Below are 20,561 nucleotides of genomic sequence, written 5' to 3' on the forward strand. Positions count from 1 at the left end.
CGTCCCGTAGAGCCTCGGTTGTTCGAGTGCCCCTGCCGAAAAGACGAGAAGCGCACCACCGAACCGGACCGCTTCTAGAATTTTCTTTTGATACATACGTTACCGTATGCTGACGCGGATGGCGGCCCAGGACAAGCGTTTCTTGAATACGTATGCGTATGTGACGTGAAAATCTGGGAGGTCTGACGAAGTCGGCGCGCCTTGGTGGGTCGACATGGCCGGAACGGTTGCCGCCGCCACCCCGGATTCGTCTTCTACTGGCGTTTACCCGACTCCGGCCGGCGCCGGTGCCCGAACGATTGTTCGCTGGACGATCAGACTCGAACGAAGATGTCGTCGCCTGCCTGCTCGACCCTGTAAGTGCGCAGATCTTCGACCGCGGGAAAGCCGAGCGCCTTTCCCGTCGGTACGTGGAACTCGCCGAAATGCACCGGGCAGACCACAACGTCGCCTTCAAGTTCGCCCTCGGACAGGCATGCGACTGCGTGCGTGCAGGTATCGTCGGTTGCGTAAAACGCGTCGCCGATCCGATAGAGCGCGATCGCCGTGGTGCCGCGAACCAAAAACTGCCGCATCGAACCCGGCTTGAGATCGGATGAAGCGCATAACCGGATGCGATCGCTCATGACCGAATTCCGGAAGCGCAGTTACCGCCCGACACTGCACACATGACGCACACTCCGACATCAAGACTGGACATACGGTACCGTATGCTTATCGTGACTCTCACCAGCCGCCGTCAAGTGCGGCGCAGGGAAGCGAGAAATTCGGATGAGCAAGGCCACGCTACTTCGCTTGCACAAATGGTGTGGGCTGTCCTTGTGCATCCTGCTTCTGCTGCAGGCATGTACGGGCCTATTGATGGCGCATCGCGAATGGCTGCGCCCGCTATTGCACTCGCATAGCCGGATCGAACCCGGCCGCCCGATGATGCCGCTGGACCAGCTTTTCGCCGGACTGCAAGCGCGCTTCCCTGAGCACCGGCTGGAACGTCTGGTTCAGAATCAACGCGACGATGTCGCGCTGTTGGCACGCTTCTACAAAGCCGGTCGGCGCGACCTGATCATCGCCGATGTCGATCCTGCGACCGGTGTCGTGCTTGGCTCGGGTCCGCTGGTTGCCTATCCGCTGCAGCTGGCTGAACGACTGCATGTCTCGTTGCTGATCGGCACGACCGGTTCCGCGATTCTCGTCGCCGAAGGGCTGGGCCTGGCCTTCATGGCGATCAGTGGTGTGTTGATCTGGTGGCCGCGTACCGCGCGCCTGTTGCGGGCGCTGCGGATTCACTGGCGCGGATCGACTTCACAAGTGCTGCGCGACCTGCACGTCGTGCCCGGCGCGCTGATCGCGCCGCTGCTGGTCCTGTCGTCGCTGACGGGCGTGCTGATTATTGCCGATCCGTTGACTCACGCGTTGGTCGGATCCTTCGCCAAGGTCAATCCCGAGATCTCGCTCGATTTGCCTCCCGCCACACGCCCGAACCAACCGATGTCGTGGCAGGTTGCGTACGAACAGATGCGCGCGCGCTTTCCCGACAGCCGGCTGCGCCAGATCCGTCCGCTCGACCCGCAGGGCCGTACGCTGGGCGTCCTGTCCGTGGCGCAGAACGTCGCCAACCCGCGCGCGCACGACATGGCGCTGGTCGACCGTTGGACCGGCGCGCTGGTGGTGTTTTCGGACGGGCACGCATTGCCACCCGGCCAAGCAGCGCTCGATTGGATCATGCCGCTGCATACCGGCGAAGCGTATGGTCCGCTCCGTCCGCTGTTGATGACGCTGTCGGGCGGTGGGCTGGCGACGTTGACCGTCACCGGTGCATGGATGTGGCTGCGCCAGCGCGCACGCCGAAGCATGCGCGCAGCGCAAACCGTGGCCGCCGCTTCGCGCAATGGCTGAAGCAAAATTTGCGGTCGCCGCGATCCTCGCCGCGCTGCTCTGCACGTCGGCGCCGGCAAAAGCCGCACCCGATGAAATCCGGGTCGCGATCAATTCGGATATCCTCAGCACCAATCCCGGCGTGCTGCGCGACGGCAACACCGACACGGTCCTCTATCATGTCGTCGAAGCGCTGGTGGCCTATCGGGAAGATCTGTCGGTCGGCCCGCTATTGGCGGAATCGGTCGAGCTGCTCGAGGATGGGCGTCTCTACCGTTTTCGCCTGCGCGCAGGGCTGCGTTTTCACAACGGCGCGCCGGTCACCGCGCGCGAGGTGAAATGGAGCTGGGATCGTATGCTCGATCCCGCCACCGGCTTTCGCTGCCGTGAGTTCTACGATGGGCGTGGCGCCAACGCGCTGAAGATCGAAGCGATCGAGATTTTTGACGAGCGCACGGTGCAATTCCGGCTCAACCAGCCGAGCGCGCTATTCCTCGATCGCATGGCCAACGTCCAGTGCCAGACCGCGATTCTGCATCCCGACTCGGTTGCAGCTGACAGGAGCTGGCGTGAACCGGTGGGCACCGGCCCGTACCGCGTGCGCGAATGGCGCCGCGGCGAGTCGATCCTGCTCGAACGGTTTGCCGACTACGTAGCGCGCGACGAACCGATGGACGGGCTGACCGGCGCCAAGATTGCTGCAGTCGACAAGCTCCGCTTCGTCGTTGCACCCGACCGGATGTCCGCAAAGGCGTCGCTCTATGCCGGTCAGATCGATCTGGTTTTCGCGATGCCGCTGAACGCGGTTGCCGAACTGGCCCAGCGCGAACGGAACCGCGGCGATGTCCATATTCATCGTGCGGATACGCTCGACTGGACGGTGCTGCTGCTGCAGTCAAACGACAAGCTGTTGGCCGACCCGCGCATGCGCCGCGCCATCGCACATGCGGTTTCATCCGACCTGGTCGCCGAGATCTCGACATTCGGTCTGGCCCGCGGCAACAGCTCGGCTGTCCAGCGCAGCAGCCGGTTTCACACCGCGGTGCACGACGGCTGGCCGAAATTTGATCCCGACGAAGCGCGCCGACTTGCCATCGAAGCGGGCTATCGCGGCGACGTGCTGACAATCCAGGCCAATCGCCGCTTCGCCTACATGTTCGACAATGCGGTTGCGATCCAAGCATTGCTGACAGCAGCGGGATTCAATGTCCGGATCGAAGTATTCGATTGGGCGACGCAGCTGAGCAATTTCTTTGCCGGTAAATTTCAACTGTCGTCGTTCGGGTATTCGGCGCGAAGCCATCCGGCCCTGCTCTACGGAAACTTCACAGGCGACAAGAAATTACGCGCCACGTTTCAGTGGTCCGATCCGGTGGCGATGGAGCTGCTGCAGCAGGTCGAGCGCGCCGGTGACGATGCGACGATGCAAAGTTTGCTCGATCAGCTGCACACGCGCATGCGCGAACAGGTGCCGCTGATTGGCCTCTACAACGACCCTGTAGTCGATCTCACACGCGCGACGCTGCACGGATACCGCAGCTGGGCTCTTGGCCGCCCGCGCTTGTGGGGCGTGACGAAGGACTGACGCGATGCTGCGCCACGTCCTGTTCCGACTTGCCGGCAGTTTGCCGACGCTGCTGCTCGTCTCGCTGCTGGTCTTCTGCCTGCTGCGGCTGATGTCCGGCGATCCCGCCGCGCTGTTGGTCGGCGATCTCGCAAGCGCTGAGGAATTGCAGCGCGTGCGCGCGCAGCTCGGCCTCGACCAACCGCTGCCGCTGCAATATCTCGCCTGGCTGAACACGGTGCTGCACGGCAATCTGGGTGTGTCGCTGATGACCGATCAGCCGGTTCTGCCGACGCTGCTGCACCGCTTCGGCGTTACGGCGCAGATCGTGTTGCCCGCGTTTGTCATCGCCGCGATGCTGGCGGTCCCGGCCGGCATCCTCGCTGCGCGCCTGCAAGGACGCGCCGCCGATTCGGCAATCGTGTTGCTGGCGACGCTGACCATCTCGATGCCCAGCTTCTGGATCGGAATGTTGTTGATCCTGCTGTTCGGCGTCGAACTCGGCTGGTTGCCGACGATGGGGTTTGCACCAATTTCGAACGGGTTCACGGTCTGGGCCGAACATGCCGTCATGCCGATCACGACGTTGGCGCTGATCGAGACTGCGATTCTGGTGCGCCTGATCCGCGCCAGCGCGATCGAAGTCCTGCGCCAGGACTACGTCGACTATGCCCGGGCCAAAGGACTGGGCGAGCGCACGATTCTGCTGCGGCACGTCTTGCGTAACGTGCTGTCGCCGACCGTGACCATGCTGGGCCTGATCCTGGGCTCGCTGCTCAGCGGCACCACCGTCACCGAAACGCTGTTCGGTATTCCCGGGCTTGGCAGCTTTCTCGTCGAAGCAATTTACGCCCGCGACTACCCCACCATTCAGGGGACCTTGTTGTTCGTGATCCTGCTTTACACCGCGATCAATCTAGCGATCGACCTGCTGTACCCGCTGATCGACCCGCGGGTACGCTTGCGATGAGCGCGCTGCAACGCCTGCGTAGGCGGCCTCTGTACCTCGCCGCGTTCGGCGGCCTTGCGATGTTGTTCGCCTTGGCCGTCCTCGGCGCGATCTACACGCCGTACGATCCGCTGCGCATCGACGTCGCGGCACGGCTGGTGGCGCCATCGCGCGCGCACCTGCTTGGCACCGACCAGTTCGGACGCGATCTGTTATCGCGCCTGATGGCCGGCGCGGCAGTCAGTCTGCGCGTCAGTCTGTTCAGCGTCGTGCTGGCAATGTCGCTCGGCATTACGCTTGGCGCCTGCGCCGGCTATTTCGGCGGGCTGATCGACCGGTTGATCGGCACGCTGGTCGAAGCCCTGCTGGCGATGCCCGGCATTCTGCTTGCGCTGGTTCTGGTTGCGCTGCTGGGCAGCAGCGAAACCGGCGTCGTCGTCGCGCTTGGTCTTGCTTACACGCCCAATGTCGCGCGCGTCGTACGCGGCCACGTTCTGACGTTGCGCGACGCGCTGTTCGTGCAGGCATCGTTCCTGTTCGGGCACGGATCGGGTTGGATCCTGCGGCGGCATATCCTGCCAAACCTGCTGGGCCCGCTGACCGTGCTGGCCAGCAGCTATTTCGCGCAGGCGCTACTGTCCGAGAGCGTGCTGAGCTTTCTTGGTCTTGGCGTGCCGCCGCCGCATCCGAGCTGGGGCGGCATTCTCGCGGAAGGCCGCAGCTTCATGCATGACGCGCCGTTTCTGTCGCTGTTCCCCGGCCTCGCCATCGCGCTGACCCTGCTGTGCACGAACCTCACCGGCGACGCGTTGCGCGATGCGTATGACCCGCGCATGCGCGTGGCGTCGTGAGTAGTTCAGGCAGGCTGCATCGCGCGGCAATGGCGTTCGGCACGGCCGATATTCTTTTCGACCGTGCTGACACAGACGCCCAGCATCTTTGCGATCTCGGCGTTGCGGAATCCTTCGGCGCGGCTCAGCCAGAAAATGTTCTGGCACAGCGGCGACAGCACGCCAACACCGCGCTGCAATTGGCGGACTTCGTCGCGCCACACCAGCATCTGTTCGGGATCAGGCTCGCTGCTGGCCAAGTCGTGACACTCATCGAGTTCGCGCAGCTCGGTCGGCGCATGTTTGCGCCGCGCGTGACGGTGGTGATCGATCAGCAGATTGGATGCGACGCGATAGAGGTACGAGCGCACATCCTGCACGCTGCCAAGATCGGCGAGTGCCAACCGCAGGAACGCATCCTGGGTCAGGTCGTCGGCGGTTGCGCGGCACCCCAGTCGGGACTGGAGATAGGCCCGAATCTCGGCCGCGTGCCGCCGGTAAAGGGTGGCCATCGACGGAAATTCGGCACGCATCAAGCCCATCGCCGCTCCCCTTGCCGGTACAAATCGGCAGGTTTTCCGGGGCACAAAGGCGGTATCGGGCCCCTACGTCACCCGTCGTACAAAATAGTCGACTATTTTGCAAACAGTTCGAAGGGGTTCTGGCCTGGCGGGTCAGTCGAGGTGCGAGGTGTGGCCTCTGAGCAGCGCTGCCAGCCGCTCGGCGTCGCGCGCGGCAAGGGCGGCCAGCAGATCGAAATGTTCGCGGCTGCTTGCCTGCAGGCCGTCGAAACTGCGGTAGCGCGAGAACGGCCGCACCGAGCTGCATTCGCGCAGGGTACGCACGGTGGCAGCCAGGCGGCGGTTGCCCGAGATCGCGTTGAGCGCGTCGTGAAAATCGAAATTGGTCAGGCGCAATTCGACTTCGCCGCCGCTTCGGGTCAGCGTTTCGAACCGTTCGGCGATTGCGCGCAAGGCCGCGATATCAGCGTCGGTGGCGCGCGCGACGATCATCGGCGCAGCCGCAGTCTCCAGCGCAACGATCATCTCGATGATTTCGCGCATGTCGTCATTGCTGCGGTCGCTGATGCGAAAGCCCTGGTTGACCGCGTGATCGACCAGACCGCGTTCGACCAGCAGGCTCAGCGCATTGCGCACGTCGGCACGGCTGGCCTCGTAGTGCGACTCAAGCTCGGCCTGTTTCAGCCATTGGCCCGGATGGTAACGCCCGCCAAGAATGTCGACGCGAATCCGCTCGACCAGCTGCGCCGGCTTTGCCTGCGCCGGTTTGGGCGGGGCAACCTCGGCCTCGGTCCCCTTCGCGCTCGCCGTGGCGGATCGCGCGCGCTTGGTGGCAGGTTTGACGTCTTGCATGCACCGGCTTCCTTGGCTGGCCGCGTCAACGCACGGTCGGCTGCGCGTGACTATAAGCGGACGACGCCGCAGCGAACAAATTTCCGTATCGACCCGCCAATGTCCGGTTTCACCGCGGCGGCAACGTCATGACCAACGTGCAGCCCGGAACCGACCTGCTTCGCCTTCGCAATCTGCGCGTCAACTTCGCCGGCGCGATGCGCCCGGCGGTGCAAGGCGTCGACCTGACGATGCGGCGCGGCGAAATCCGCGCGCTGGTCGGCGAATCGGGTTCGGGCAAAACGATGCTGGCGCGCGCGCTGGTCGATCTGCTGCCGGCGGGCGCCGAGATCGATGCCGATATAGCGACGTTCGACGGCGTCGATCTGCTTGCCTCGCAAAATGCGCGACGCGCGCTCCGCGGCCGTTCGATCGGCTTTATTTTTCAAGAGCCGCTGTCCAGCCTGAACCCGACTCTGCGCGTCGGCATCCAGCTCAGCGAGGCACTCGCCGCGCATCGCGGGCGTCGCATCGCCGCCTGTCGCGACGAAGCGGTTGCAATGCTGCACCGGGTGAAGCTGCCCGCGCCGGAAGATTGTCTGCAACGCTACCCGCACGAGCTTTCGGGCGGCATGCGTCAGCGCGTGATGATCGCGGCTGCGTTGATCACGCGCCCTGCCCTGGTCATTGCCGACGAACCGACCACGGCGCTGGACTTGATCGTGCAGCATGAGGTCCTGCAGCTGTTGCGGTCGGCAAGCCGCGAAGTGGGCAGCGCTGTGTTGCTGATCACGCACGATCTGTCGGTGGTCGCCGATATCGCTGACCAGGTGACGGTGATGCAGCACGGTCTCGCGGTCGAGGACGCGCCAGCGGAAACACTGCTGTCGCGTCCGCAGCATCCGTACACGAAGCGCTTGCTCGACGCCGTGTTTCGCGTTGCCGAAACGCCGCGCGCACGCGTCGACGGTGCGAAGTTGCTGGCGGTCGATAGCCTGGTCGTCGCGCTGCGCGGTCGCAAGCACGCGCCGATCCTGAACAACGTCACGCTCGACATCGACCAGGGTGAAACGCTGGCCGTGATCGGCGAGTCCGGCTCGGGTAAGACGACGCTCAGCCGTGCCGTTTGCGGCCTGGTCGCACCCATCAGCGGCACGGTTCGGCTCGATGGCGCGACAATCGAGGCAGCGTGCCGCAGCGGCGACATCCAACTGGTATTTCAGGATCCGTTCGGATCACTCGACCCGCGCATGACGATCGGCGACACGATCTGCGAAGGTCTGCGCGTGCGCGGCGGGCGCGCCAAGCCCGGTGCTGCAGAAGCAGCTTTGACGCAAGTCGGTCTAGATCCCGCGCTGGCGCGGCGGCTGCCACACCAGCTTTCCGGGGGCCAACGCCAACGCGTCGGCATCGCGCGCGCCGTGATCGTGCGGCCGCGGCTGCTGGTCGCCGACGAGCCGGTCTCGGCACTCGACCTGACCGTACAAAAGGAAATCCTCGACCTGTTGCGCCGACTACAACGCGAGCTTGGTTTCGCGTGTCTGTTCGTGTCGCACGATCTCGGCGTCGTCGAGCATGTTGCCGACCGGGTCTGCGTGCTGCTGCAGGGGAACGTGGTCGAAATCGGCCCGCGCAGCGCGGTCTTCGGGACGCCGGTCCATCCCTATACGCGCAGCCTGATCGAGGCGACGCCCTTGGTGCAGGCAAGCGCCGGCGGCGGCTTCGCAATCGAGCGACGTAGCGTCGCCGCGACGGTAGAGTCTGCAGTCTGTTTCGACCCGCGCCACCATACCGGGCAGCGGCCCGCCTATCGCACGCTGCGCGACGATCATCTCGTCGCGACGCTCGCAACATGAGCTCCCTATGATTCAACTTCAGGCGATCCAGCGTTTCCCCATCAAAGGGCTCAGCCCTGAACGGCTGGACGCGGTGCAGCTGACGGCCGGCGGCGGCGTTCCCGGCGACCGCCGTTACGCGCTTGCGCATGGCGAAACGCAGTTCGATCCCGCCGCACCAGTACATCTCAGCAAGACATATTTCCTGACTTTGATGACGCATCGGCGCCTGGCCGAATTGCAGGTCACGCTGGATGAACGCGAGCAGCTGCGCGTCACCCACCAGACAGCGCCCGCGTTGGATGCCGACCTCACCAGCGAGGACGGGCGACGCCACGCCGAAGCCTGGTTCGATGCGTTCATCGGTGCCGAATCCAAGGGGAAACCGCGTCTGGTAACTGCGCCGACCGCGGTCTTCACCGACATCCCCGAGCGATGTGTGTCGGTCCAAAACCTTGCAAGCATCGAAGACGCCGGCAGCCGCGTTGGCGCCGCGCTCGATCCGCTGCGGTTTCGCGCCAACCTGCACCTCGCCGGTCTCGAACCGTGGCAGGAAAATAACTGGCCGTCGGGGCACGAGTTGCAGATCGGCACAACCCGGCTGCGCGTGATGCGGCCGATCGTCCGGTGTGCAGCGATCAACGTGAATCCAGCCGACGCGCAGGTCGACCTCAACCTGCCGAAAAGCCTGCGCCAACTCTACGGTGCCAACGTCATGGGATTTTACGCTGCGGTGCTCGAAGACGGGGCATTGCGGTGCGGCGACAGGGTCGAGATGGTGCAGCCATGAGGAATGACGATACCAAGGCGCGCCTGCGCGCCACGTATCATCTTGGCGCGACGCCGATCTTCGCGGCCAAATGCGATCCGCGTTTCTCGTTTGCGCTCTACGTCCCGCATCGCTTCGCAGAGCTGGATCATACGAAGACGACGATCGTGGTTGCGGTGCACGGCACCGGTCGGATGCAGTCGCTTTATCGCGACCTGTTCGCCGAGTTTGCCGAATACAACAACTGTATCGTTCTGGCGCCGCTCTTCCCCGCCGGCGTGCGCGGCGACGAGAATCTCAGCGGCTACAAGTATATTCTCGAAGGCGACATTCGCTACGACCTGGTCATGCTGGGCATGATCGACGAAGTCGCGGCCCGCTACGGCGTTTCAGGCGCGCGTGTGCTGATGTTCGGCTTTTCTGGGGGTGGGCATTTCACGCACCGGTTCGCGATGCTGCATCCGGGCCGGATCCGCGCCGCTTCGATCGGTGCGCCGGGCTCGGTGACGCTGCTCGATCGCAGCAAGGGCTGGTGGGCCGGCATCGCCGACTGCCGTGAACGGCTTGGCATCGATGTCGATCTGGAAAAAATCACCGGCATGAAGGTGCATCTTGTCGTCGGCGAAGCCGACACCGAGACGTGGGAGATTACATTCGCGCCCGGCGACCGCTATTGGGTCGAAGGGGCAAACGACGCGGGCCGCACGCGCGGCGAACGTGCGCAATGCCTTGCCGAATCCTTCCGCATGCATGGCGCGTCGGTGCGGCTCGATTTGGTGGCAGGCGCCGCGCACGACGTCACCGCGGTCGCGCAGAAGTCCCGCGAATTCTTCGTCGACGTGCTGCGCGGCGCGGTCTGATCAGGCGTCGAACCCGTATTCGGTAAACCTCGCGCCGAGATACGGACTTGGTGCGATCCACATGCGCCGCGCGGTCAGATCCATGATCAAGGTCGCGACCGTGCCCGACAGATTGCCGCCCGGGCGCTGTTTCGGCGTGCGCAAAATTGCGTCGGGACTGCCGAACGTGTCGGCGAAGCCCGCTTTCAGCACGTCGATATCGATGGCGCCGTGATGGGCTTGGAGATGTTCGAGCAGGCGCTGGTCGCGATAGAGCGATTCCGGGCAACGGCGCAGGCCGATATCGTGCAGCCGCGCGCGTGCGATCGGGCATTTGAAATGGTTGGCGTGCACCAGCAGCCCGCGCTCCGGCTGCAGCCAGTAGCTCTGCTCGGGCGTGACTTCGAGATTGATCGCCGATCCGCCTGGATGACCGAGGATCAGGCTGTGCGAGAACGTGATGTCAGCATTCACCACCGCATTGATTGCGCCGGCCAAGTTCTTTGCGCCGAGTAGCCGACGACGTACCAGCGGGTTGGGCGCACCGACTTTGCCGCCGTCGAGATCCGATTGCAGCCCGTTGGCGGTCAGTCCGATGCCGTCACTGTTCATACCGTGCCGGGCCAACTGGCCGGCTTCCACGAACGTAAGAATGTCCGGGCCGTCTTCGGCTTCGATCCGCAGCACCATGCTCGATTCGGCGCAGCGCGGGTTCCAGTCCCAATTCTGGCCGTGCAGCACGTGCCCGTCCTTGGTTGCCGACGGCAGCGCCAGCGCGGCGGTGCATTCGTCCGTCGCGCCGATCGTCGGGCGCTTGCGGTCGTTGTCGTGCCAGAAAATGATTTCGTTGCGCGCGTTGAGGATCACGACCGCTTCGACCGATTGTTCCGAGCCTTCGGCGATACCGACAATCTCTGCGTACATGCCGGAGTCGTAGCGTTCGACCTGATCGCGAAACCTCGTCGCGTATTCGGTCGCCTGGGCCCAGCTAATTCCCACCGTCTCGAACGCGTCACGATACATGCTGAGGCCCGTCGCGATCCGCTCCCCGGCCTGAAGTCCATAGGAGCGGCCGCGTTCAGCAGGCGGTCCGGCAACATGAACCAATGGAAACGGATCGGTACGGGACGTCATGCAAACCTCGAAACGGCGGAACTGTCGTGCGCTGCCTTCAGAGACGTGCCGACGATCGGTTTTCCGGACGGTGCGGTTTTCCGTCGGCAATCTCGTCTGTGGTCTATGTCCCGCGCGCGTACATCCACCGGAGGCTCGATGCCGACTCGCCTGAAGCTCGCCGTACTGCTTGTGCTGCTGTTCACCGCGCAAGCGCAGGCTGCGGTTGATCCGGCCCTGCGGGAGGCGCGGCAGCGCCTGTTCGAGCCGGCACTGAACGCCGTCACCTTCCGCCAGCTCGACGCGTTTTTCCCCACTGCCCTTGTCGGTGTTGCTGCTGACGCGCGCGACCTGCCGCGGGCCGAGCGCAAGCTGGACTTTCGCTATCAGCGCGACGCGGTGCAGGTCGATCTCGACGCGTTCCTGGCGCGCAGCTTCACCAACGGGCTGCTGGTGCTCAAGGATGGCAAGATCGTCACCGAGCTGTATCGTAACGGCAGCAACCAATTCTCACGCTTCGCCGCCTTCTCGGTCAGCAAGTCGGTTGTCTCGACGTTGATCGGCATCGCGGTGGATGAGGGCGCCATCGCCAGTCTCGACGATGCGGTCGACAAATATGCGACCGAGCTTCGCGGCACGGCGTACCAGGGCGTCACGATCCGCAACGCGCTGCGCATGATGTCGGGCGTCGGCTTCGACGAGTCGTACAAATTCGGCAGCGACGCGCAGTTGGCGCGTGCCTATGACGGCGCGCTGGTGCGCAACGAGATTCGCTTTACCGACTTCGCCCGCGAACTGAAGCCTACGCACAGACAGGGCGAGGCGTTCAACTACTCGACGTTGGAAACCAGCGTGCTTGGTCTGGTGCTGGAACGCGCGACCAGGACCGACCTCGCCACCTACACCGAAACGCGGCTATGGCGACCAGCCGGGATGGAATCGTCGGCCTATTGGCTGCTCGATGGCGCGGCGGGCACCGGGCGTGCTTTCGCGGGCGCCGGCCTGAACGCAACGCTGCGCGATCTCGGCCGCTTCGGCCAGATGATCCTCGACGGCGGCATGGCAAACGGAAAGCAGGTCGTCAGCAGCAGTTACGTCACGCGCGCAACCGAACCCGAAGGTCCCGAACCTGCGCGCCCCAACGGTACGATGGGCTATCAGTATCAATGGTGGACGTTGCCCAACTCGGATGATTTCACTGCCAAAGGCGTCAACGGTCAGTTCGTCTATATCGCGCCGCGCGAGCACATCGTGATCGTCAAGACGAGCCATTGGCCGGTGGCGTGGGACCGCGGGCTGGAAGCGGAAACGCTGGCCGGTTTCCGCGCCATGATCGCGGAACTCAGCAAGTAGCGTGTCTGTGCCAACGTACGGCGTACGGGGCCGTATGCAGGGCTCTTTCATCGCCGACCGACGATGCTAAAGTCGGGTCCGTTTCAAGGTCCCGGACGAATGGCCACTTCGACACCTGACAAGAAGCTGACAGAAGCCGACTGGATTCGTGCCGCGACGCAGATCCTGGTGCGCAAAAGCATCGAGCATGTTCGCGTCGAGCCGCTTGCCAAGGAACTCGGCGTCACCAAAGGCAGCTTCTATTATCATTTCCGCGACCGCGAAGCGCTTCTGACCGAAATCCTCAATGGCTGGGCTGAGCGAGCGACGGTCAATCTGATCGAACGAATCGACAGTACGCAGCCCGATCCGATCGCCCGCCTGCGCAGCGTGCTCGACCTGCCGCGCCGTTCGCGCAGCGCCGCCCAGGGCGGCGAAATCGAAGTCGCGATCCGCGCCTGGGCACGACGTGCGCCGCTGGCACGCAAAGCAGTCAATCGCGTCGACGAGCTGCGCCTCGAATATTTCCAACGCCTGCTGGTCGAAGCGGGACTCGATGCCGAGACCGCCCGCACGCGAGCTTTTCTTGCCTACGCGTACGTGCAGTTTGCGGCCCAGCTCAAATCCGGCGACGACAGCGAGTACGAAGCGCGCCTCGAAGAAGCTTTGCGGCTGCTTACCACCGCCGCCCCGAGCAGCGCCGCAATGCCGCGAACCGCTCGCTCGCGCTAACCGCGCATCGACGCATAGATTGAAGCTTAACATACGCTAGCGTATGCTCGTCGCCAGACGCAATGCGAGGAGCTTGGTCGTGAGCGATCTGCAATTTGACGTGGTGGTGGTCGGTGGCGGTCATGCGGCAGGCCGGTTGTTGGCCGAACTGATCCGCGGCGGCTTTGAAGGCAGCGTGCGGGTCATCGGCGACGAGCCTGACGCGTTCTACGAGCGGCCACCGCTGTCGAAATCGCTGCTCGCCGGCAAATGCGATCTCGACTCGATTGCGATCGTGCGCGGCGCCGACCTGACGGCGCGAATGCAGATTTGCAGCGCGGGCATCGTCGCGGTCGATCGCATTGCGCGCCGTGTCACGCTGGGCGACGGAACGACAGTCGGCTACGGCAAGCTGGTGCTGGCGACCGGAGCGTCCCCGCGTCGCCTGGGTCTGTTGGGCGAAAGCGCGGCCAATGTGCACCGCCTGCGCAACACAGGCGACGTCGCGCGCATCCGTGCCGGGATGGGCGAACACCAGCGTTGGGTCATCGTCGGCGGCGGCTATATCGGCCTTGAAGTTGCAGCGACGCTGCGCCAGGCAAGTCTCGACGTCACGCTGGTCGAACGTGCACCACGCCTGCTTGGACGCGCAGCGTCCGCCGCCGTCGCGTCGCATCTGGCCGCGCTGCACGAAGTCAATGGCGTCACGCTACGCGTCGGGGTCGAGCCAAAGAATTTCTGCAGCGAGCGGGATTTTGCAACCGGACTCAAGCTGGCGGACGGCGAAATCATTCCGGGCACGCAGTTTCTGGTCGGTGCCGGCGCGCTGCCCAACGATGCGCTGGCGCGCGCTGCGGACATCGACTGCGACGACGGAATTCTGGTCGAACCCAACGGCGCGACGTCGGATCCATCGATTTTCGCAATCGGCGATGCGACCCGCCATCGCTTTCATCCCGCGACTGGCGGCGCGATGCGGTTTGAGTGCTGGCAGAATGCAGAGCAACAGGCGAGCGCGCTCGCAGCGCATCTGCTGGGCCGCGCCATCATCGTCGATCTGCTGCCCTGGTTCTGGACCGAGCAATATGATCAGCGTGTCGATACGTTCGGGCTGGTTCCGGCAGACGCGACACAGGTTCGGCGCGAAGGTCCGACCGCGCGCGACTGGACGCAATTTCATCTCGTCGATGGTCGCATCGTCGCCGCCGAAATCGTCAATCACCCGAGCGAGCGCCGCCAGATCCGCAAGCTGGTTGTCGCCGGTGCACGGTTGGATCCAGCCTTGCTGGGCGACAGCAACACCGACCTTCGTGCGCTTGCGGCGTAAATGCCGCTAGCGGCTGCGGCCGAGATCGAGCGCGACGTCGACGATCAGATCTTCTTGGCCGCCGACCATCCCGCGCCGGCCGACTTCGGCCAAAATATCGCGCGCGTCGACACCGTAGCTGCGCGCGGCGATTTCAGCGTGACGCAGAAAGCTCGAATAGACCCCGGCATAACCCAAGGTCAGCGTCTCGCGGTCGACCCGTACCGGCCGGTCTTGTAGCGGCCGCACCAGCGCCTCGGTCGCATCCATCAAACGGTACAGGTCGCAGCCGTGCGACCAACCCATACGCGCCGCGGTGGCAATGAACACTTCGAGCGGCGCATTGCCGGCTCCCGCGCCCATTCCCCCCAATGACGCGTCGACCCGCGTCGCGCCCGCTTCGACCGCGGCGACCGAGTTGGCGACGCCGAGCGACAGATTGTGATGCGCGTGGATGCCTACTTGGGTGGCCGGCTGCAGCGCCGTGCGCAGCGCCGTCACACGGGCAGACACATCGCGCATCGTCATCGCGCCGGCCGAGTCCACGACATAGACGCAATGCGCGCCATAGGATTCCATCAGCACCGCCTGCCGCGCCAGCTCAGCCGGCGGCGTCATATGCGACATCATCAGAAAGCCGGCGACATCCATGCCCAGGCTGCGCGCCAGCTCGATATGTTGGCGCGAAATATCCGCTTCGGTCGAGTGGGTCGCGACACGGACCGAACGCGCCCCTGCGCGGTAGGACGCGCGCAGATCTTCCGCGGTTCCGATGCCGGGCAACAGTAGCACCGTCACGACCGCGCGCTTGACCGCATCGGCGACTGTTTCGATCCATTCGAGATCGCTATGGCGGCCGAAGCCGTAATTGAAACTGCCGCCGGACAATCCGTCGCCATGCGAGACTTCGATTGCGTCAACGCCGGCCAGATCGAGTTCGGCGGCGATGCTGCGCACCTGGTCCTGCGTATAGGCGTGCAGGATCGCATGCATGCCGTCGCGCAGGGTGACGTCCTGGATGTAGAGGCGCGGGTCGCTCATCGTGCTTGTGCCATCCGTTCGGCCGTCGCAAGCGCGGCTGATGTCATGATGTCGAGATTGCCGGCATAGGGTGGCAGGTAGTCGCCCGCCCCTTCGACTTCGAGAAACACCGAGGTCTTCAGTCCCGAGACTTCGCCCAAGCCAGGAATGCGCAGCTTTGCGTTGCCGCCAAACAGCTCGAACTGCACCTCCTGTTTGAGCCGGTAGCCGGGCACATAGCGCTGCACTTCGCGCACCATCGCTTCGATCGAGGTGCGCACCGCGTCCTGGTCGGCCGGATCGCTCAGCACATAGACGGTGTCGCGCATCATCAGCGGCGGCTCGGCAGGATTGAGCACGATGATTGCCTTGCCGCGCCGGGCGCCGCCGACCGTTTCAATCGCGTGTGAGGTTGTCTCGGTAAACTCGTCGATATTGGCACGCGTGCCCGGCCCCGCCGAGCGCGACGAAATCGATGCGACGATTTCGGCGTAGTGCACGGGCGCGACGCGCGCCACTGCCGCGACGATCGGGATCGTCGCCTGCCCGCCGCACGTCACCATGTTGACGTTTGGCGCCTGGAGATGTTGGTCGAGATTGACGACCGGCACCGCGAACGGCCCTTTGGCCGCCGGGGTCAGATCAATGATGCGGCGCCCCTGTGTGCGCAGCACTTCGTCGTGGCGTAGATGGGCGCTGGCCGACGTAGCGTCGAACACGATCGCGACATCGTCAAATTCTGGCATTGCCAGCAAACCGTCGATCCCGAGATGCGTCGTGGCAATGCCCAGCGCCCGCGCGCGGGCCAGCCCATCCGAAGCAGGGTCGACACCGACGAACGCAAGCAGTTCGAGCGTGGTGCTGCGCTTGTGCAGCTTCATCATCAGGTCGGTACCGATATTGCCGGTGCCGATGATGGCGCAGCCGGTCTTGCTCATGTGCGCCGCCCGAACGAGACGCTGACCGAGCCAAGCCCGCCAATTTCTGCTACATAGCGCGCGCCGTCGACCGCGCCGACCATCGGGCCCAGCGCGCCCGACAGCACGACGTCGCCTTCGCCGATCGGACGCCCGATGGCGCACATGGTGCGCGCCAGCCAGTGCAATGCTGCAACCGGGTGACCAAGACATGCGGCGCCGGTTCCGAGCGAGACGGTGCGGCCGCGATCTTCCATCACCATCCCGCACAGACGCAGATCCAGGCCGCGCAGTGAGACAGGCGTCCGCCCCAGCACGTAGCGGCCGCAGGACGCGTTGTCGGCGACCGTGTCGATCAGCGAAATGCGCCAGTCGCGGATCGCGCTATCGACGACTTCGATCGCAGGCAGCGCGTAGGCGATCGCCGCTTCTACTTCGCCGGGCGTGACGTCCGGGTCGGGCAGCCCGCGCGCCATGACGAACGCCACCTCGGCTTCGACACGTGGCGCGATCATCGTGGCAAGGTCGATCTCGTCGGCGTTCGCAACCGCCATGTCGGCAAACAGAACGCCATAGTCCGGCTGGTCAACGCCCAGCTGTTGCTGCACCGCCTGTGACGTCAGACCGATCTTGCGGCCAACGATACGCGCACCTTCGGCAAGCTTGCGGTCGGTGTTCCGGTCCTGGACAGCATACGCACCAGCCAGGTCGCGGATCGCGAAACTCTCGGACACGGGCTCGATCGCAATCGTGCTGGCGCGTGCGGCATGCAGCGCCGCAGCGGCCGCGCTGACGTTGTCGGGCGGGCTCATGTCGTCTCCTTGTCGTGCAGGGCGCCCAGCGCGCCTAGGATGGCGCGCAAAGCGCGACGATCGGTTTTGTTCGCAGCCGTGCGCGGCACCGCGTCGAGCAACTCGATGCGGCTTGGGACTTTGTAAGTGACCAAGCGTTCGGCGCAGTGACGATGCAGGTCGTCGACGGTTGCAGTTGCGTCCTTCGCCAGGACGACGAACGCGACCACCGCCTCGCCTTTGCGGGCATCCGGCGCGCCCAGCACAGCGACTTCGCGCACCGCGTCGTGCGCAATCAGAACTTCTTCGACTTCACGCGGATAGACGTTGAAGCCCCCGACCAGGATCAGGTCTTTCTTGCGATCGACCAGAAACAGATATCCGTCGTCATCGAGATAGCCGATATCGCCCGTATGCAGCCAGCCGTCCCGCAACGCCGCTGCGGTTTCGTCGGCACGGCCGCGATAGCCACGAAAGAGATGCGCGCCGCGTACGCGCACTTCGCCCGCCGCACCTGCGCCAAGCACATGCGTGCCCAGCTCGGTATCGACAATGCTGAGTTCGACGCCGGGCAGCGCCGGCCCGACCGAACCGGATTTCAGCGTCGCATGCTGGTTGCCAGTGATCGGCGCCATTTCAGTCATGCCGTAGGCTTCGCGGATGGCGCAGCCGACCGCGCGTTGCCAGCGCGCCAGAAGTTCGACCGGGAACGGCGCACCGCCAGCGGCGCAGACGCGCAACGACGACAGGTCTGCAGACGGAAATGTTTCGGCGGCGAGCAGCGCGCCGTAGAGCGACGCAGGCCCGCCTGCAAAGACAGTTACGCGGTGCGACGCCAGCGCGTCGACAACGAGATCCGGTTTGAAGCGCGCCACCGGAATGAGCGTTGCGGCGGCGGCGACCGGGTTCATCAACCCCATCAAGAAGCCGTAGACGTGGAAGCTCGGTGCGACGTTGAGCCATGTTTCCGTCGCATATCGCGTTGGCCAGGCAAGCTGCATCGCCTCGACCATCGCGACCACGGATGCGTGACTGTGTTCGACACCTTTGGCGATGCCGGTGGTGCCGCCGGTGTACAGCAACACGGCAACATCGCTCGGATGCGGCGCCGGGGGCGGCGCGAGGTGCGGTCGCGCGCTCAATTCGTCGAGCGTCACCTCGCCGTGCATGCCGAGCGTCAGCAGGTATGCGACGCCGAGCGACGTTGCCGCTTCGCGCAGCGGCGCCGCTGCATCGGCAGAGCAGATGACAATGCGGGGGGCTGCATCGCCCAGCAGCGGCACGAGCTCGTGCACCGGGTAGGCCGGGTTGAACAGCACGGCCTTGGCACTGGCGTACCAGACCGCGTGCACCGCCACGTTCAGTTCAGCCGAATTGGGCAACAACACCGCGACGCCCTCGCCCGCCGCGCCAAGCGCGCGCAGCTGCCGACCCAACGCAGCAGCAGCGGCCGCGAACGCGTCGTACCGCAGCGCAAGCCCGTCCTGCAGCAACGCAGCGCGGTCGCCCGCGGTACTGACCGCGCGTTCGAGGAAGCCCAACGCGTGCTGCATGTCAGCCGGCATCGTCGACCCATCGATTGCGCGAACGTTCTTCGGAAATCACCTGGGCATAGTCGCGTGCAAGCTGCTCGACGATCGCGGCCGCGGGCTCGATCCTGGTCGTCGCGCCGACGCCTTGCCCGGCACCCCACACGTCCTTCCAAGCTTTGGATGCGCCATGCATGTCGCCCGAGAAATCAATCTTGGTCGGCGCGTCCAGCTTTTCGACATCAAAGCCTGCCTTGCGCAGGCTGGGTGCGAGCCAGTTCGCCAGCACGCCGGTGACGGTGCTCGTCGTCACCACATCGCTGATCTTCGAGTCCACCAGCATGGCGCGGTACTCGTCGGCAACCAGGCTTTCCGGTGTCGCGATGAACCGCGTGCCCATATAGGCGAGATCTGCGCCCAGCACTTGCGCGGCGCGGATGGCGCGCGCGTCGGAGATCGCGCCTGACAGCACCACCGGCCCGTCCCAGAAGCAGCGCACTTCGCGGACAAAGGCAAAGCTGCTCAGTGTACCGGTGTGACCGCCCGCGCCCGACGCAACCAGGATCAGCCCGTCAACGCCCACTTCCACCGCCTTGCGTGCATGTTCGACGGAATTGACGTCGGCAAACACCAGACCGCCATAGGCATGGACGCGATCAAGCACGCGCTTGGGACTTCCCAGCGCGGTTATAACCACGCGCGGCCGATACCGCTCGACCAACGCCATCTCGGCGTCAAACCGCGCGTACGTGCTGTGGACGATCATGTTGAGAGCCCAGGCCGGCGCGTCAGCTCGCAGGGCTTGCGTGATGTCTTCGAGCCAGCTTTCCAGCATCTCGATCGTACGCGCGTTCGGAGCCGGAAAGCTGCCGATAACGCCGGCGCGCGCCGACGCGATCACCAAGGCCGGCCCCGAGATCAGAAACATCGGTGCAACGATTACCGGCAGGCGCGTGTTGCGCGCCAAACCGTCCACGATCTCCTGCCGCCTGCTCATTACGCAGCCTCGGGCTTTGGCGTGCGCCGTCCGGCACCCCGCACCGCCATGCCACCGTCGCTCTGCACGATCGCGGCGGTGGTAAAACGCGAATCCCGACGCGAGGCGAGCAGCACGTAGTGCCCGGCATGGTCGGCGGGTTCGGACAGAAAGCCGAGCGGAACGCCCTTCGCGACTTTCTCGGCAAAACCGGCGACGTCGCTGAGCCGCGTCTCGCCGAGCCCGGCGCTGGCGATGCCTGCAAGGTCGGTGCGCGTACCGCCGGGCGCGACTGCGTTGACGCGGATCTCAGGGGCAAGCTCGTAGGCAAGCTGCCGCACCAGCCCGACCGCGGCATGTTTCGACGTTACATACAGCGCGCCACCACCACCGGCGTAAAAGCTGCTGCTCGACAGCGTGAAGATCATGCTGCCGCTCGACGCGCGCAGTGCGGCGATGCTGGCTTGTGCGCCCAGCAGATAGGCTTTGACGTTGACCGCAAACAACTCGTCGAACCCGGCTTCGAGTTCATCGGGTGCGAAGGAGTCGAGGCGACGGAAGAAATCATAGACACCGGCATTTCCAACAAAGACGTCGAGCGCGCCCCAACGCCGTACCGCGTCGTCGACAGCGGCCCGATTGTCGGCGGCGCTCCGCACGTCGCCCAGCACCGGCGAGACACGGTCGCCGTGGACGTCGCGCAACGCATCGGCCTGCGCCTGGCTGCGCAGAAGCACCGTGACACGCGCCCCTTCAGCGACGTAGCGATCGACGATGGCACGGCCGATCCCGGCGCCGCCGCCCGTCACCACCGCGCCGTACCCGTTCAGCCACCCGCCTTCGCGCATCGCGA

At 64.8% G+C, this 20,561-nt stretch carries 20 protein-coding genes; 10 read left to right on the forward strand and 10 right to left on the reverse strand.

Translation table 11 applies throughout. The features are described 5' to 3' along the window. Nucleotides 1-314 precede the first annotated feature (314 nt). A complete protein-coding gene (locus TMPK1_RS06860; protein ID WP_420242215.1) occupies nt 315-626 on the reverse strand; it encodes a non-heme iron oxygenase ferredoxin subunit in 312 nt (103 codons plus the stop codon). Nucleotides 627-771: 145 nt separating this feature from the next. Between TMPK1_RS06860 and TMPK1_RS06865 the strand changes: the two genes are divergently transcribed. Genes TMPK1_RS06865 through TMPK1_RS06880 form a run of 4 tightly spaced genes read left to right on the forward strand, consistent with a single transcriptional unit; the run spans nt 772 to nt 5,239 of the window. Next, nucleotides 772-1,896, forward strand: coding sequence for a PepSY-associated TM helix domain-containing protein (locus TMPK1_RS06865; RefSeq protein WP_420242216.1), 1,125 nt, complete (start codon nt 772-774; stop codon nt 1,894-1,896). After that, nucleotides 1,889-3,460 carry an ABC transporter substrate-binding protein gene (locus TMPK1_RS06870; protein ID WP_420242217.1) on the forward strand — a complete coding sequence of 524 codons (1,572 nt, stop codon included), beginning with the start codon at nt 1,889-1,891 and terminating at the stop codon, nt 3,458-3,460. Before TMPK1_RS06865 ends, TMPK1_RS06870 begins: the two co-directional genes overlap by 8 nt. Nucleotides 3,461-3,464: 4 nt before the next feature. Further along, nucleotides 3,465-4,409, forward strand: a complete 945-nt coding sequence (locus TMPK1_RS06875; protein WP_420242218.1) for an ABC transporter permease — start codon at nt 3,465-3,467, stop codon at nt 4,407-4,409. Continuing rightward, a complete protein-coding gene (locus tag TMPK1_RS06880; protein WP_420242219.1) occupies nt 4,406-5,239 on the forward strand; it encodes an ABC transporter permease in 834 nt (277 codons plus the stop codon). Before TMPK1_RS06875 ends, TMPK1_RS06880 begins: the two co-directional genes overlap by 4 nt. 5 nt (nt 5,240-5,244) lie before the next feature. Here the strand turns inward: TMPK1_RS06880 and TMPK1_RS06885 are convergent, their stop codons facing one another. Both TMPK1_RS06885 and TMPK1_RS06890 read right to left on the reverse strand, forming a co-directional pair. After that, nucleotides 5,245-5,760, reverse strand: coding sequence for an RNA polymerase sigma factor (locus tag TMPK1_RS06885; RefSeq protein ID WP_420242220.1), 516 nt, complete (start codon nt 5,758-5,760; stop codon nt 5,245-5,247). A 132-nt stretch (nt 5,761-5,892) separates the two neighbouring features. Then, nucleotides 5,893-6,591, reverse strand: coding sequence for a GntR family transcriptional regulator (locus TMPK1_RS06890; protein WP_420242221.1), 699 nt, complete (start codon nt 6,589-6,591; stop codon nt 5,893-5,895). A 128-nt stretch (nt 6,592-6,719) separates the two neighbouring features. On the opposite strand from TMPK1_RS06890, the gene TMPK1_RS06895 reads away from it, so the two are divergent. From TMPK1_RS06895 to TMPK1_RS06905, 3 genes are read left to right on the forward strand one after another with little or no spacing between them, the layout of a single operon-like run. Next, entirely contained in the window at nt 6,720-8,426 is a 1,707-nt protein-coding gene (locus tag TMPK1_RS06895; protein WP_420242222.1) for a dipeptide ABC transporter ATP-binding protein, read from the forward strand. A 7-nt stretch (nt 8,427-8,433) separates the two neighbouring features. Further along, complete coding sequence (locus TMPK1_RS06900; RefSeq protein ID WP_420242223.1) at nt 8,434-9,195, forward strand: MOSC domain-containing protein; 762 nt, start codon at nt 8,434-8,436, stop codon at nt 9,193-9,195. Then, the gene (locus TMPK1_RS06905) at nt 9,192-10,034 is read left to right on the forward strand and encodes a hypothetical protein (RefSeq protein WP_420242224.1); all 843 of its coding nucleotides are present in this window, start codon (nt 9,192-9,194) and stop codon (nt 10,032-10,034) included. The genes TMPK1_RS06900 and TMPK1_RS06905 overlap by 4 nt, the downstream gene beginning before the upstream one ends. Here TMPK1_RS06905 and TMPK1_RS06910 read toward each other — a convergent pair whose 3' ends face one another. Beyond that, nucleotides 10,035-11,147 carry a C45 family autoproteolytic acyltransferase/hydrolase gene (locus TMPK1_RS06910; RefSeq protein WP_420242225.1) on the reverse strand — a complete coding sequence of 371 codons (1,113 nt, stop codon included), beginning with the start codon at nt 11,145-11,147 and terminating at the stop codon, nt 10,035-10,037. A 138-nt stretch (nt 11,148-11,285) separates the two neighbouring features. Between TMPK1_RS06910 and TMPK1_RS06915 the strand changes: the two genes are divergently transcribed. The 3 genes from TMPK1_RS06915 (at nt 11,286) to TMPK1_RS06925 (ending at nt 14,496) form a co-directional block, all read left to right on the forward strand. Continuing rightward, nucleotides 11,286-12,479, forward strand: coding sequence for a serine hydrolase domain-containing protein (locus TMPK1_RS06915; protein ID WP_420242226.1), 1,194 nt, complete (start codon nt 11,286-11,288; stop codon nt 12,477-12,479). Nucleotides 12,480-12,578: 99 nt separating this feature from the next. Then, the gene (locus TMPK1_RS06920) at nt 12,579-13,190 is read left to right on the forward strand and encodes a TetR/AcrR family transcriptional regulator (protein WP_420242227.1); all 612 of its coding nucleotides are present in this window, start codon (nt 12,579-12,581) and stop codon (nt 13,188-13,190) included. A 79-nt stretch (nt 13,191-13,269) separates the two neighbouring features. Then, entirely contained in the window at nt 13,270-14,496 is a 1,227-nt protein-coding gene (locus tag TMPK1_RS06925; protein ID WP_420242228.1) for an NAD(P)/FAD-dependent oxidoreductase, read from the forward strand. A gap of 6 nt (nt 14,497-14,502) precedes the next feature. On the opposite strand, the gene dmpG is transcribed toward TMPK1_RS06925, so the two are convergent. The 6 genes from dmpG to hcaB are packed head-to-tail and all read right to left on the reverse strand — an operon-like array spanning nt 14,503 to nt 20,556. After that, nucleotides 14,503-15,516, reverse strand: a complete 1,014-nt coding sequence (gene dmpG, locus TMPK1_RS06930) for a 4-hydroxy-2-oxovalerate aldolase (RefSeq protein WP_420242229.1) — start codon at nt 15,514-15,516, stop codon at nt 14,503-14,505. Beyond that, complete coding sequence (locus tag TMPK1_RS06935; protein WP_420242230.1) at nt 15,513-16,433, reverse strand: acetaldehyde dehydrogenase (acetylating); 921 nt, start codon at nt 16,431-16,433, stop codon at nt 15,513-15,515. The genes dmpG and TMPK1_RS06935 overlap by 4 nt, the downstream gene beginning before the upstream one ends. Next, entirely contained in the window at nt 16,430-17,224 is a 795-nt protein-coding gene (locus tag TMPK1_RS06940; RefSeq protein WP_420242231.1) for a 2-keto-4-pentenoate hydratase, read from the reverse strand. The genes TMPK1_RS06935 and TMPK1_RS06940 overlap by 4 nt, the downstream gene beginning before the upstream one ends. Beyond that, on the reverse strand, nt 17,221-18,768 hold the full coding sequence (locus TMPK1_RS06945; protein ID WP_420242232.1) for an AMP-binding protein: 1,548 nt from the start codon (nt 18,766-18,768) through the stop codon (nt 17,221-17,223). Before TMPK1_RS06945 ends, TMPK1_RS06940 begins: the two co-directional genes overlap by 4 nt. Next, nucleotides 18,758-19,729: an NAD(P)H-dependent flavin oxidoreductase gene (locus tag TMPK1_RS06950; RefSeq protein ID WP_420242233.1), complete on the reverse strand. Its 972-nt coding sequence runs from the start codon at nt 19,727-19,729 to the stop codon at nt 18,758-18,760. The genes TMPK1_RS06945 and TMPK1_RS06950 overlap by 11 nt, the downstream gene beginning before the upstream one ends. Beyond that, nucleotides 19,729-20,556, reverse strand: a complete 828-nt coding sequence (hcaB, locus tag TMPK1_RS06955; RefSeq protein ID WP_420242234.1) for a 3-(cis-5,6-dihydroxycyclohexa-1,3-dien-1-yl)propanoate dehydrogenase — start codon at nt 20,554-20,556, stop codon at nt 19,729-19,731. The genes TMPK1_RS06950 and hcaB overlap by 1 nt, the downstream gene beginning before the upstream one ends. Nucleotides 20,557-20,561: the final 5 nt, after the last annotated feature.

The organism is Roseiterribacter gracilis, from assembly GCA_018332375.1.
In the GTDB taxonomy this organism is placed as follows: Bacteria; Pseudomonadota; Alphaproteobacteria; order BOG-932; family Roseiterribacteraceae; genus Roseiterribacter; species Roseiterribacter gracilis.

Bases quoted from the DNA above. Each gene is read 5' to 3' on its own strand.
- TMPK1_RS06860 (WP_420242215.1), bottom strand. From the start codon at position 626: ATGAGCGATCGCATCCGGTTATGCGCTTCATCCGATCTCAAGCCGGGT.
- TMPK1_RS06865 (WP_420242216.1), top strand. From the start codon at position 772: ATGAGCAAGGCCACGCTACTTCGCTTGCACAAATGGTGTGGGCTGTCC.
- TMPK1_RS06870 (WP_420242217.1), top strand. From the start codon at position 1,889: ATGGCTGAAGCAAAATTTGCGGTCGCCGCGATCCTCGCCGCGCTGCTC.
- TMPK1_RS06875 (WP_420242218.1), top strand. From the start codon at position 3,465: ATGCTGCGCCACGTCCTGTTCCGACTTGCCGGCAGTTTGCCGACGCTG.
- TMPK1_RS06880 (WP_420242219.1), top strand. From the start codon at position 4,406: ATGAGCGCGCTGCAACGCCTGCGTAGGCGGCCTCTGTACCTCGCCGCG.
- TMPK1_RS06885 (WP_420242220.1), bottom strand. From the start codon at position 5,760: ATGGGCTTGATGCGTGCCGAATTTCCGTCGATGGCCACCCTTTACCGG.
- TMPK1_RS06890 (WP_420242221.1), bottom strand. From the start codon at position 6,591: ATGCAAGACGTCAAACCTGCCACCAAGCGCGCGCGATCCGCCACGGCG.
- TMPK1_RS06895 (WP_420242222.1), top strand. From the start codon at position 6,720: ATGACCAACGTGCAGCCCGGAACCGACCTGCTTCGCCTTCGCAATCTG.
- TMPK1_RS06900 (WP_420242223.1), top strand. From the start codon at position 8,434: ATGATTCAACTTCAGGCGATCCAGCGTTTCCCCATCAAAGGGCTCAGC.
- TMPK1_RS06905 (WP_420242224.1), top strand. From the start codon at position 9,192: ATGAGGAATGACGATACCAAGGCGCGCCTGCGCGCCACGTATCATCTT.
- TMPK1_RS06910 (WP_420242225.1), bottom strand. From the start codon at position 11,147: ATGACGTCCCGTACCGATCCGTTTCCATTGGTTCATGTTGCCGGACCG.
- TMPK1_RS06915 (WP_420242226.1), top strand. From the start codon at position 11,286: ATGCCGACTCGCCTGAAGCTCGCCGTACTGCTTGTGCTGCTGTTCACC.
- TMPK1_RS06920 (WP_420242227.1), top strand. From the start codon at position 12,579: ATGGCCACTTCGACACCTGACAAGAAGCTGACAGAAGCCGACTGGATT.
- dmpG (WP_420242229.1), bottom strand. From the start codon at position 15,516: ATGAGCGACCCGCGCCTCTACATCCAGGACGTCACCCTGCGCGACGGC.
- TMPK1_RS06935 (WP_420242230.1), bottom strand. From the start codon at position 16,433: ATGAGCAAGACCGGCTGCGCCATCATCGGCACCGGCAATATCGGTACC.
- TMPK1_RS06940 (WP_420242231.1), bottom strand. From the start codon at position 17,224: ATGAGCCCGCCCGACAACGTCAGCGCGGCCGCTGCGGCGCTGCATGCC.
- TMPK1_RS06945 (WP_420242232.1), bottom strand. From the start codon at position 18,768: ATGCCGGCTGACATGCAGCACGCGTTGGGCTTCCTCGAACGCGCGGTC.
- TMPK1_RS06950 (WP_420242233.1), bottom strand. From the start codon at position 19,729: ATGAGCAGGCGGCAGGAGATCGTGGACGGTTTGGCGCGCAACACGCGC.
- hcaB (WP_420242234.1), bottom strand. From the start codon at position 20,556: ATGCGCGAAGGCGGGTGGCTGAACGGGTACGGCGCGGTGGTGACGGGC.